Annotated in this window: 10 protein-coding genes; 8 read left to right on the top strand and 2 right to left on the bottom strand. The window is 58.5% G+C overall.

Going from position 1 to position 12,718, the window contains the following annotated elements; translation table 11 throughout:
• The first annotated feature begins 20 nt into the window (after positions 1-20).
• From CBW22_RS19445 to CBW22_RS19420, 6 genes are all read left to right on the top strand, one after another.
• Complete coding sequence (locus CBW22_RS19445) at positions 21-827, top strand: amino acid ABC transporter permease (protein WP_021509434.1); 807 nt, start codon at positions 21-23, stop codon at positions 825-827.
• Between the two features lies 1 nt (position 828).
• Entirely contained in the window at positions 829-1,575 is a 747-nt protein-coding gene (locus CBW22_RS19440) for an amino acid ABC transporter ATP-binding protein (RefSeq protein ID WP_088517605.1), read from the top strand.
• A complete protein-coding gene (locus CBW22_RS19435; protein WP_088517604.1) occupies positions 1,575-2,648 on the top strand; it encodes a Gfo/Idh/MocA family protein in 1,074 nt (357 codons plus the stop codon). The genes CBW22_RS19440 and CBW22_RS19435 overlap by 1 nt, the downstream gene beginning before the upstream one ends.
• A 33-nt stretch (positions 2,649-2,681) precedes the next feature.
• Complete coding sequence (locus CBW22_RS19430) at positions 2,682-3,800, top strand: NAD(P)/FAD-dependent oxidoreductase (RefSeq protein ID WP_088517603.1); 1,119 nt, start codon at positions 2,682-2,684, stop codon at positions 3,798-3,800.
• A gap of 271 nt (positions 3,801-4,071) precedes the next feature.
• Positions 4,072-5,082, top strand: coding sequence for a GlxA family transcriptional regulator (locus CBW22_RS19425; RefSeq protein ID WP_088517602.1), 1,011 nt, complete (start codon positions 4,072-4,074; stop codon positions 5,080-5,082).
• 159 nt (positions 5,083-5,241) lie between these two features.
• A complete protein-coding gene (locus CBW22_RS19420) occupies positions 5,242-6,891 on the top strand; it encodes a methyl-accepting chemotaxis protein (protein WP_088517677.1) in 1,650 nt (549 codons plus the stop codon).
• Positions 6,892-6,970: 79 nt separating this feature from the next.
• On the opposite strand, the gene alsS is transcribed toward CBW22_RS19420, so the two are convergent.
• Together alsS and budA are read right to left on the bottom strand one after the other, a co-directional pair.
• Complete coding sequence (gene alsS, locus CBW22_RS19415; RefSeq protein WP_058759171.1) at positions 6,971-8,650, bottom strand: acetolactate synthase AlsS; 1,680 nt, start codon at positions 8,648-8,650, stop codon at positions 6,971-6,973.
• Positions 8,651-8,664: 14 nt separating this feature from the next.
• Complete coding sequence (gene budA / locus CBW22_RS19410) at positions 8,665-9,447, bottom strand: acetolactate decarboxylase (RefSeq protein WP_031280091.1); 783 nt, start codon at positions 9,445-9,447, stop codon at positions 8,665-8,667.
• A gap of 104 nt (positions 9,448-9,551) precedes the next feature.
• Between budA and CBW22_RS19405 the strand changes: the two genes are divergently transcribed.
• Entirely contained in the window at positions 9,552-10,433 is an 882-nt protein-coding gene (locus tag CBW22_RS19405; RefSeq protein ID WP_088517601.1) for a LysR family transcriptional regulator, read from the top strand.
• 497 nt (positions 10,434-10,930) lie between these two features.
• Positions 10,931-12,712: a bifunctional diguanylate cyclase/phosphodiesterase gene (locus CBW22_RS19400; RefSeq protein ID WP_088517600.1), complete on the top strand. Its 1,782-nt coding sequence runs from the start codon at positions 10,931-10,933 to the stop codon at positions 12,710-12,712.
• Positions 12,713-12,718 lie beyond the last annotated feature (6 nt).

Here is a 12,718-nt window from a genome sequence, read left to right as displayed (position 1 = left end):
CCCGCAACCGAGAATCGGCTATGGATCTGATCACTATTCTTTCCCGTACGTTTTTTGATATTCCATCGATGATGGACGTCCTGCCACAGCTGCTGGCAACCGGACTGGTCAACACCATCATTATCTCCGTGGCGGCCACCGTGCTGGGCACGTTATTCGGCCTGATACTGGCGCTGATGGGCATCTCGCCTTCGCGCTGGCTGCGCGTGCCCGCGCGGCTGTATACCGATCTGTTTCGCGGCCTGCCTTCCATCCTCACCATTCTGTTGATTGGTCAGGGCCTGGCGCGTTTCAGCTATCAGTTGTTTGGCCCGACGCCGTATCCGCTCGGCATTTTTGCCCTGAGCCTGATTGCCAGCGCTTACATGGGCGAGATTTTCCGCTCCGGTATTCAGAGCGTGGAACAGGGGCAGATGGAAGCCTGCCGGGCGCTGGGAATGAGCTATGGCCGGGCGATGCGCCTGGTAATCATTCCGCAGGGCATCCGCCGCGTGTTGCCTGCGATAGTCAATCAGTTCATCGCCATCATCAAAGACTCGTCGCTGGTTTATCTGCTGGGCCTGATGACCGGTCAGCGTGAGCTGTTCCGCGTCGGCCAGGATGCCGCCGTGCTGAGCGGCAACCTGTCACCCCTGATGCTGGCCGGGCTGTTCTATCTGGTGATCACCGTGCCGCTCACCCACGCCGTGAACTATATCGACGTCCGCTACCGTACCGGACGTCGCCGCGCCACCGCGCCACAAAGCGGCCTGAAGGAGCTCGATGAAGTGCAGCAAAAGCGCAACGTGGTCCCGGCGGTCTCCCTTACCAGCGAGCGAGGACACTAATATGGCCATGCCATCTGCATTTCACGGCGCCAGCCTCGAGCTGCGCAATCTGACTCTGGCGTACGGCCCGATTGAGGTGCTGCGTAATGTGTCGCTGAGCATCGAACCGGGCACCACCACCTGCATCATCGGTCCCTCGGGATCGGGAAAATCCACCTTACTGCGCGGTATCAATCGCCTGCATGAGCCGAAGAACGGCGATGTCTTACTGGCCGGGCGTTCTGTCCTGAAGGACAAGCCTGATGCGCTGCGGCTGAGAATTGGCATGGTGTTTCAGCATTTCAACCTGTTTCCCGATCACAGCGCGCTGGAAAACGTGGCGCTGGCACCGTGGAAAGTAAAAGGCCGTCCGAAAGCCGAAGCGCTGGAGATTGCCCGTCAGCGGCTGGCCGAAGTGGGCCTTGCTCAGCGAGCGGGTCACCGTCCGCGCGATCTCTCCGGTGGCCAGCAGCAGCGCGTGGCAATAGCGCGCGCGCTGGCAATGGAGCCGGAAGTGATGCTGTTCGATGAAGCCACCTCGGCACTCGATCCTGAGCTGGTGAAAGGCGTTCTGACGCTAATGGCCGATTTGTGCCAGCGCGGCATGACCATGGTAGTCGTGACCCATGAGATGGGCTTCGCCCGGCGCGTGGCCGACCAGGTGGTGTTTATGGATGAAGGCGAAATCGTAGAAGCCGGCACGCCGGAACAAATCTTTGACCGTCCGCAATCCGCGCGTCTGCAGCGTTTTCTGTCGGAGGTACTGTAATGACACATCTTCAGGTTAGCGGCCCAATCCGCACGGCGCTGGTAGGTTTTGGCGTCGCCGGCAGCGTGTTTCATGCACCGCTGCTTGCCCATAACGCCGACTATCGTCTCGACGTTATCGTCACTGGCGATGCCCAACGCGTAGCGACCGCGCAGCAACGCTATCCCCTGGCGCGCGTGCTGCCGGACTGGCCAGCGCTGCTCAAGGCCATTGATGGCGGCGAGATCGGCATCGATCTCATCGTGCTGGCCACGCCGCCGGCGCAACACGCGGAGCAGGCTGTGCAGGCCAGCCAACGCGCGATCCATCTGGTGGTGGATAAACCGTTCGCACCAGACGTGCAGGCGGCAGAAATGATGATCGCCGCCGCGCAGCAGGCCAATACCTTGCTCACCGTGTTTCATAACCGGCGCTGGGACGGCGACTTTCTGACGTTGCAGCGCCTGGTGCACCAGGAAGCCTTCGGCACCGTAAGAAGTTTTGAGTCGCGTTTCGAGTGGTGGCGACCGCAGGGATTCGGCAACTGGCGTGACAGCGTCACGCTGGCGCAGGGCGGTGGTTTATTGCTGGACCTCGGCAGCCATCTGATTGATCAGGCCATCCAGCTCTTTGGCCCGGTCGCCCACGCCACGGCAGAACTGGCGCGCCATTCCGGCCCGCAATCGGACAGCGACGAGGACTGTTTTGTCTCATTGCTGCACCACAACGGCGTGCGCTCGCGGCTGTGGATGAATGGCCAGGCGGCACTGAATGCGCCGCGCTTTCACCTGCTGGGCAGTAAAGGCGCCTTCACCCACTGGGGGCTGGACAATCAGGAGCCGCAGCTGGCGGCTGGCATGTCACCCGGCGACAGCCAGTACGGCGTGACGCCGGCAGAAAACTCTGCCCGGACCGGCACGGTCGGGGCAACCACAACGGTGCCGATTGAACGTGGTCACTACCCCGCTTTCTATCAGCTGTTAGCCCACGCGCTGTTACATGGCGGGCCGCCGCCGGTTGATGCGCGTGAAGCGCTCGGCGTTTTACAGCTTATTGAGCAACTCCATCGGCAGCATCGCGTACGTATTGCCTGAAGGGCGAACATTTTTTAACAGAAGGAATGAATGATGTCTGACAAAACCGTGGCAAAAACCGTCATCGTGCTGGGTGGCGGCATCCTCGGCGTCTCAGCCGCCTGGCAGCTGGCGCAGGCGGGCGCGCAGGTCACACTGGTGACGGAGGCGGCACTCTGCTCCGGCGCCACCGGCCGATCCCTCTCCTGGCTCAACTCCGCGGGCGAGCGTTCGCAGCCTTATCATGCGCTGCGCATGGCGGGCATTGACCGCTATCGCACGCTGTTTGCCCGCCATCCGCAGCTCGACTGGCTGCGCTTCGACGGCGCGATTTACTGGGCCGCAGACGATGACGCGGGCACCAAAGCGCGTCATCACTATGAAAAAGCGCAGGGCTACGACTCAAAGCTGATCAATCGCGCCACGGTCGGTGATGTCGATGCACAGGTGAATGCGGCCAGCCTGAGTCAGGTGGCGATTGCCAACCCCGGTGAAGGCTGGGTCAGCCTGCCGCATCTGGTTGAGCATCTGGTTCAGGCATTGCGCGCGCTGGGCGGAGAGATCATTGAGCACGCCGGTAAAGCCAGCGTGATCACCAAAGACGGCCGTGCCAGCGGCATTCGCAGCGAAAAACGCGGTGAGCTGCTGGCCGATCGCGTACTGGTAGCGTGTGGCCCGTGGACGCCGGAAGTGGTTGCCCCGCTCGGCGTGCACATCCCCAACGGTTCTCCGGTCTCTATGCTGGTAACCAGCCAGCCCGGCGATCACCGGCTGCAGGTGGTAATGAATACGCCGCGCGCGGCGGTCCGGCCTAATCCCGGCAACACCATTGCCGTCGATCATGACTGGTATGAAGAGCACATCGTCGCGCAGGCCGACGGGCAGTACAGCATTGATACCGCAGTCATTAACCAGCTGATGGCGGAAGCGGGTAACCTGATCGCTGACGGCGCGCCGCTGAAAGCCAGCAGCTGGAAAATCGGTCTCAAGCCGATTCCTGGCGATGGCGAACCGGTGGTCGGTGAGCTGCAGAAGGTTCCCGGCTGTTTTGTTGTCTTCACCCATTCCGGCGCCACGCTGGCGTTGATCCTCGGTGAGATACTGACGCAGGAGATACTCACCGGCGTTAAACACCCGATGCTGGCGACCTTCCGCCCGGAAAGATTCAGCTAACGTCAGCACCAGCGCCACGATGATGGTGGCGCTGGCTACACGCCCTGTTGTCTGTCACACACCTCTCGTTTGCCCGATCCGATCGCTTCATCCACGCGCCCTTTCCGCTTCCCTGCTGGTCTGATATCCGCGTATTGCCGGTTTCTTTTCCGATGACAACCGCCAGGGCCAGATAAACTAAGAGTCCGCTATTGAGGCCACAAAGCTTCAGCGGCGGAAAATGTCACATTTTTCACGCAAATCACGACAATCTGAACACAGGAAACCCCTTATGCGTATCGCCATACTCGCCCTGGAAGGCAGCGTACTGTCCGCCGTTGCCGGAATGACCGACCTTTTCTGGATAACCAACAAAGCGATTGCCTCTTCCCCCGTGCACGCCGCACGCTTTCCCGATAAAGCTTTTGAAACGCTGATTGTCAGCGCCAACGGTGACCCGGTGTGGGATACGGAAGGCCGTCTGATTCACATCGACAGCTCGTTTCAGGGGGCCGGTGCGGTTGATGTGGTGATTGCGCCCGGCATGTTGCTGGGGCCCGACCTGCAACCGATCAACCTCGACGGTATCCGTCAGGCTGCTGGCTGGTTTAACAAACTCTATCAGCAGGGTGTCTGGGTGGCAGCTGCGGGCACCGGTGGCGTGATCCTCGGCGAGGCGGGTTTGCTGAATGACCGTTCCTTTACCACCACCTGGTGGGTCAGCCATATGCTGCAGGCGCGCTATCCGCAGGCGCGACTGGCGAAAGGCAAAACGCTGGAGGAAGACGATCGCGTCATTACCAGCGGCGGCTGTTTTTCGTGGATATCGCTGGCCCTGTATATCATTGAAAAAAGCGCCGGCAAGGCGGTGGCGGATCTCACCCGGGAGATGTCGCTGGCCGATAACCCTGTGCTGCACACCCACCTTCCCGGCTCGCCGGGTACGGTGAAAAGCAGCACGCCGTTTCTGGTGCGGGCGCAGGAGATCATCCGCCTGGAAAATCCCGCCATCAATGCCGCGCAACTGGCAGCCGCACTGAACGTTACCGGGCGCACCCTGCAGCGCAGAATGAAAGCCCTGTCGCAGGAGACGCCAAAAGAGTTTATTACCCGCATCCGCATTGAACTGGCCTGTACCATTCTGGCCAGCACCGACGTCAGCGTGCGTCAGACCGCCTTGCAGTGCGGTTACAGCGAAGATACCGCCTTTCGTAAAGCTTTCCATCAGGTGATGGCGATGACGCCGGCCCAGTATCGTGAGTGGATAGCACACCGTAAGGCGCAGGTAATTAGCGCAAAATAATACGTCACGCATTTTGAAAGTTATTTAATTACTTCAAAAATTAATGATCCTGAAAAGTTAATTTATTCATAATTTTTGAAATAACCTTTTGTGAGGTCCTGCCGATGTACGGTGGGTTGTCGCTTTATTCCTTTTAACTTTTTACCAGGTAACAATATGATGAATATTACTCAAAGACTTACCCTGGCTTTCATTTTACTCTCAGCTTCACTGGTGGTGACGGGCATTATTTCTGTGCGACTGTTAGGCGGTTTTCAGGAGCGCTTTGAATATGTTCAGGTCAATGCGATTCCCTCTATTCGCGATTTATCCGAGCTGATCGATCGCAGCAATAAACTCTCTCTGTCGCTGTATAAGCATCAAAGCCAGACTGACAATGCGCGTATGCCGCCGGTCGAGAAAGAGATCGCTCAGCGCCTGGCCGACATTAAAACGCTGGCTGAATATTATTTAGCCAATGATATCTCCAGCGACGAAGATAAGCAGATGACCATTAAAGGCCTGGCGACGCTGCGCGTGGTTGAATCGCGGTTACCGGCGTTTCTGGCTGCTTCGCATGCTCATCAGGATGACGTCACGCTCGGCATGCTGGAAGCCGAAAGCGGTATTGGCGGCGCCATCAGCCAGTTAAAAAATGATTATCGCCAGCAGATGGCGCTTAATTTGTCGCTGGGTGACGGCTTGCGTGTGGTCAACCAGGAGATCTATCACCGCACATTCTGGGGATTGAGTGCCGGCGTCGCGGTGACACTGCTGTTACTGGGTACGCTCACCGCGTTAACTCTGGTGCGCATTCGTCAGAGCCTGAAAGCGATTGGTCAGGTGATGGATCACGTTGGCAGCAGCCTTGATCTGAGCGTCACCGCCGATGACAGCAAAAAAGACGAAGTCGGCAATATGGCCCGTGCTTTTAACCAGCTGCTTGACCGGGTTGGCAGCGCGCTGGCGCAGGTCAGTACCGCTTCTCACGCCGTCAGTTCGGCGTCGGCACAAATCGCCGCCGGCAACGAAGATCTCTCCTCGCGGACGGAACAGCAGGCCGCCTCGCTGGAACAGACGGCGGCCAGTATGGCGGAACTGAGCGAAACCGTGCGTCAGACGGCCGACAATACCCGGCAGGCTAATCGTCTGGCCGGTAACGCGACAGAACTTTCAGACGCCAGCGCGGTGTCGCTGGGCAATATGCTCAACACCATGGCGGAGATCCGCTCCAGTTCGAAAAAAATCACCGAAATTGTCACGCTGATCGAAGGCATTGCCTTCCAGACCAATATTCTGGCACTGAATGCTGCCGTCGAAGCGGCGCGCGCCGGCGAACACGGAAAGGGCTTTGCGGTGGTCGCGGGTGAAGTGCGCAATCTCTCGCAGCGTTCAACCCAGGCGGCCAGGGAGATCAAACAGCTTATTGATACCTCCTACAGCCTGGTGGAATCGGGTGCGGTACAGGCCGAAGCGGTGGAAGAGAACATGACAGGACTGAAATCCGCGTTCCGTCAGGTGAATGACCTGGTAAGCGAAATTGCTGCCGCAGCCGAAGAGCAAAACACCGGCATCTCGCAGGTGCACCTGGCGATTAATCAGATGGATGATGTCACGCAGCAGAATGCGGCGCTGGTAGAAGAGGCCTCTGCCGCATCGGCGTCATTGCAGGATCAGGCGCAAACCCTGTCCGGCCTGGTGAATCAGTTTTCACTGGCCGGGTCCGCGCGACCTGCTGAGCGCCCGAAAACGGTCTCCGCGCTGAAACGTCCGGCTGCTGTACCCGTGGCCGCCGGGCACGGCATGGACGCGGACTGGCAGAGCTTTTAACCCCATCTGCTAAATAGCGCATTAATCCGGACCGCCGTGACGTTGACGGCCGGTCCGGACTGGCTCAGGTGACAGCCGATCAAAGCAGCTGGCTGAGGTGCAGCTGCCCCATCAGCAACGGGTTATCGCTGTAATCTACCGGGATGGCCACCACGGCCGGTCCTTCCACCTCCATCGCCCGCCGCAACGTGGGTTCCAGTTCAGCGGCGCTGTTCACCGAAAATCCAGCGGCACCAAACGCCTGCGCGTAAGCTTTGAAATCCACCGGCCCGAAGTTCACACCGGAGACGCGCTGGTATTTCTTCTCTTCCTGAATCGCCACCATGTTATAGCCATTGTCGACCCAGATGATGTGCAGAATATTGGCCTTTAACCTGACGGCGGTTTCCAGCTCCATGCTGGATTGCAGAAAGCCGCCGTCGCCCGACACCGAAACCACTTTACGGGATGGATCGACCAGCCAGGCGCCAATCGCCCACGGCAGCGCCACGCCCATGGTTTGCTGCCCGTTGGAAATCATGATTTGCCGTGCCCGGAAGCTGTAGAGGTAACGGGCAATCCAGATATGAAAACTGCCCATGTCGACCGTCAGACTGACGTCACTGTTAATGATGTCCTGCATCGCCCGGACGATACGCAGCGGATGCAGGGCGAACTGATCGAGGCTGGCACCCTGCATCGCCAGCAGCTGACGCTGTTGCTGCCGATCCTGCAGAATGGTGGCGGCAGCGTCGCTGAGCTGCAGCGGCGACGCGATTTGCGCGGCGATTTTGCGCACTGTCCCGGCGATATCACCCACCAGCTCAGCGTCGGGTTGATAGTGGTTATCGGTCTCGGCGGGCAGCACGTCGATGTGCACCAGCAAGGCATTGCTGCTGTTCCACATGGCCGGTTCATACTCGACCGGGCTGTAACCAATGGTGATAATCAAATCCGCCTGCTGGAGCAGGCGGTCACCGGCCTGATTGTTAAACAGGCCAACCCGCCCGGCAAAGCGTGAGAAGTGCTCCTGCCGCACTGCGCCCGCCGCCTGATAGGTGCTGGTCACCGGAATACGGCTTTTGCTCAGCAGTTCATGAATCGCCGCGCTGTTCTCCGGCTGGCTGGCCATCAGGCCCAGCAGAATCACCGGATTTTTCGCCCGCGCAATCTCGCGGCTTACGGCATTCACCAGCGCGTCGGGCGCAGCGCCCAGCGTGATGTGTCCTGAACGCTGTAACAGGCTGCCTGACACCGGCTGGTCAACAATGTCCTGCGGCAGACTGAGGAACGATGCGCCGCCGCGCCCGTTTTCGGCATGGCGAAACGCGTTCGATACGCACTCCGCGAGCGCCGAGGCATCAGTGACTTCTACGGCAAATTTGGTCACCGGGCGAAACATCGCCACCGTATCCATGCTTTGATGCACCTGTTTGGCACTGTCGGAGCGCTTAACCGCCCCGCCGATCGCCACCACCGGATCGCCTTCGCTGGTGGCGGTAGCCATACCGGTCACCAGGTTTGAGCAGCCAGGCCCGGAAGTCACCAGCGCTACGCCGGCGTGGCCGGTCAGGCGGCCCATTGCCGCAGCCATAAACGCCGCGTTAGCCTCATGACGCACCGGAATCAGCTGAATGGAAGAGTCCACCAGCGAATCAAACACCTTGTCGATTTTGGCGCCGGGAATGCCAAAAATATGGTTTACGCCCTGCGCTTCCAGCTGAGCGACAACCAGGTCTGCACCACTGTTCCACAGCGTCTGGGTTTTAAGCTGTTTCATGATCACCTCTGCGATTAACTTTCGACGGAACGGATCGCGGCATCCAGATCCTGAGGATTAAGATCGGCCTGTAAAAACTCGCGATCCTGCGGCAGGTCGACCACCAGCTTGCTGATGGCACCAAACGTCAGCGTGCCCTGCTCCAGCACATAATCGAGGATATGCCCGCCGCCCTGACGATCGTCGGTAATAAAGTGCTCGTGATAGCCGGCGACGTTAATCCCCTGCATATATTGCGGCGTGCGGAATCCAATCAGCTCACCGTCACGCTGGCGAAAATCAAAGGTGGGCTGATTGCCCAGCACTTCCGGCATCGAGCGATACGGGCGGCACTGGCAGGGCACGGTGCGCGTCTGTACCGAGGCAAATCGACCGCTCAAACGCAGCGCGCAGAAATGGTTATCGGAGGTGATGATGCGATCAATCACCTGATGGACGTCATCGCGCGTGGCGGTATGCGCAAAGCGGTGCTGATGTTCCGGTTTAAAGAAGGTCATCACGGCGAACGGGGTTTGTTGTTCAGGCCGTGCCGGGCTGGCGCTGCCATCGGCGCGCAGCTGATAAACCTGCCGGTCAAATGCCACCAGTTCTCCATCAAGCTGATTGAACGTGCCGAGGCCAAAATCGCCCTTCTGTAACAGCTGCGCGACGGTGGTAGAACCGTCATAGACGCCGTTGAGCAACGCACTCATCAGGGAGGTCTGATAGATAACCTTTTCTGGTGATTGCTGTCCCAGTTGAGTGACGGATGCCTTTAGCTGATCTTCGCATGAACAATCAGATACAAAGTTACACATTTGCTGCCTCACAATCAGATAGTTAAGCCGTGTTAATATCATGGTGGGCTATATAGCTCACAGAATCCAATAGTGAAAACTGCCAACTTCGAGACGTTTTTGATATGGAACTTCGCCACCTGCGTTATTTCGTTGCCGTTGCTGAAACGCAGCACTTTACCCGCGCCGCCGAGTTGCTGGGCATGTCGCAGCCACCGCTCAGCCAGCAAATCCAGCGGCTGGAGCACGAGATCGGCACGCCGTTGCTGAAGCGCCTGACGCGCGGCGTGGAACTGACCGATGCGGGCCGCGCGTTTCTGCCCGATGCAATAGCGATTGTGCAGCTGGCCGATATGGCGCTGGAAAAAGCGCGCGGCGTGGCGCGCGGCATGAGCGGCCAGATGTCACTGGGTTTTGCCAGCTCGGTGGCGTTTGGCGCGCCGGTGTTTGATCTGATTCGCGCCTTCAAAACGCGCTACCCGGCGATGGAGCTCATCACCCGGGAAGAGAACATGGCGCTGCTGATGCAGGACTTAGGGGAAGGTTTGCTGGATGCGGCGTTCATTCGTCTGCCGTGTGAGAGCAGTAAGGCGTTTAACCTGAAAGTGATCGCTACCGAGGAGATGAAAGTGGCGCTGCCGGCCAGCCATGTGCTCAGCCAGCAGCAAAGTGTTGCGCTAACGCAGCTGGCCGAAGAATCACTGATTATTTTCCCGCGCGAGGTGGCGCCCAGCCTGTACGAATTAATCGTCAGTGCCTGTCTGCGCGCCGGCTTTGATGCAACCCGCTTTCAGCAGGCTCCGCAGATTACCTCCTCGCTCGGCATGGTGGGCGCAGGCTGCGGGATTGCGCTGGTGCCGGCTTCGCTGTGCTGCGTCAACAATCCACAGCTGGTATTTCGTGACATTGAAAACAATACGCTGTTCACCGACATTGCCTTTGCCTGGCGGCGTAATCATCCAGCCAAAACGGTGTTACACCTGCTGAGTTTGCTTAACGGGGAATAATTTGATGGGGAAATCTGATGTCTGTGGTGACAGAGCGGACTGAACAATACGCTTATATAACATTAGCCGGGATAATAAATATACCGGCAGGTGCGTTTTTATCAGGATAATAATACGCAGCGATACTATTATTTTGCTCATCAATCACTAAAAATCAGCATTATTACCCGACTCATCCCTGCCAGAAATTAATAACGTCTTCATTGGCAATGTCTAATACCTGCACCTTCTACTTAATTAGAGTTAGCAGTAAGGACGCGTAACCTGTTATCTATCAGACTGATAAAAATATTACGATAAATTATCAGAATCGTCGCTGCTTAAAAATTTCGTTAAAGAAAATAAAAATGACAGATGCCGGTGTTAAGCCTACCATGAGAAAGACCATTATAATATTTACGCTTATTAACCACGCCAGCGGCAGGGTGTTGCAGGCCGCATACTGTACTTTTTGCTGTTAAATTTCGCACCGGAACCAGGCCGGCGCGGAGGAAATTATGCTGATGAATTTCAACGGTGACGATGATCGCCGCGCACGGGCATTGAAGGCGCTGCGCAGTCGCGACGAAAGCCGTGACGACGTATTGCAAAACTTTGTCCGGCTGACCAGTCAGGCACTGGGTATTCCAGGTAGCTTTGTCTCCGTTCTGGATGATGAACATCAGCATATCTGCGCCGCCCACAATTTTGCGCTGGAGCACTCGTCCCGCGAGGACTCGCTGTGCCGCCACGCCGTGGACAGTGACGGCGCGGTAGTTATCTCCGACACCCTGCTGGATGCGCGTTTTGCCCGCCATCCGCTGATCATCGGTGCCCCTTTTATCCGCTTTTACGCCGGTGTGCCGCTCAGACATCGCGATGGCTATGTGCTGGGCACGCTGTGCGTCACGGACGTGGCGCCACACCCGTTCAGCGCTGATCAGGTGAAGGTATTACAGCTGCTGGCCGATCTGGTGATGTCCTTCCTCGAAGCGTGGCACTGCGCCGGCTTCACCGATCCGGTCACGGCACTGCCTAACCGCCAGCGCCTGATTCGCGACCTGCAGCGGCTGGCCTCCATCGGGGACCGGACGCCGCAGCGGCTGATCCTGATCGACTGCATTGATATGCCGCGCGCCTACGAGCTGGCGCGCTCCATGGGCATGGGGCCGGTGGAAAGCCTGCTGAAGCACGTCACCACGTTACTGCCTTTGCGCCTGCAGCCCGGTGCGGACGACATCATTTATACCGTCGCCACCGGGCGTTTTGCGATTCTCACCATGGATAACAGCCCGCTGACCGCCGCATCGGTGGCGGAAAACCTGGCAGGGATCAGCGCGGATTTGGACGCGGGCATCTCTGTCGCCCTCACCTGCTTTACCGGCGAGGTCATTTTCATTCCAGCAGAACTTCGCGCGCAGGAAGTGCTGCGCCGGGCGGTGAGTGCGCTGCATGAGGCGATCGGCAACCGGGTGCCCGCCATGAGTTTCAGCCTGGTAGCCGATCAGCGCCGCACTCAGGACTTTCTGTTGATGAACGATCTGGCTGCGGCACTGCAACAGGATCAGGGCCTGTGGCTGGCGTTCCAGCCGAAGATCTGCCTGAACAGTGGCCGGCCCGTTGGCCTGGAGGCACTGGTGCGCTGGCGGCATCCGCAGCGCGGCGAACTCGCTCCCGATCTGTTTATCCCGCTGGCGGAACAGACCGAGCTGCTCAGTGCCTTAACCAGCTGGGTGACCGATAAGGCGATCGCCAGGTTAAAACGCCTGCAGCACAGCCCTCTCCAGCTGCCGGTGACTATCAATATCAGCAGCCGCGACTTCTCTGATCCCGGCTTTGCCGATGCGCTGGAAATGAAAATGCTGCAGGCCCGCCTGCCAACCTCGCTGCTGGGCATTGAATGTCTGGAGACCGAGCAGATTATTGACAGCCCCGCTGCGTTACACGGGCTGGAGATGCTGAAGCTGCGTGGGTTTGGCATCTCGCTGGATGACTTTGGCACCGGCTACAGCAATATCGGCTATCTGCGACGGATGCCGCTTGATGTGATCAAGCTTGATCGCGCGCTGATTAGCGAAATCGCCTCAGATACCGCGTCGCGGATTATCGCGCGCAGCATCATTACCATGCTGAAACAGCTGGATTACACCGTACTGGCTGAAGGCGTAGAGAATGTCGACACCGTTGCCGCGCTGGCGGAGTACGGCTGCGATCAGGCGCAGGGTTACTTCTATGCGCGCCCGCTGCCGGAAAGCGAGCTGGATGCGTGGCTGACGCGCCAGCTCGCGGCACAAAGCTGAGGTGTG

It is taken from the genome of Pantoea sp. VS1, from assembly GCF_002207995.1.
Taxonomy (GTDB): Bacteria; Pseudomonadota; Gammaproteobacteria; order Enterobacterales; family Enterobacteriaceae; genus Pantoea; species Pantoea dispersa.
Note: the sequence above shows the minus strand (reverse complement) of the source record. Positions and strands in the feature narration are given on the sequence as shown.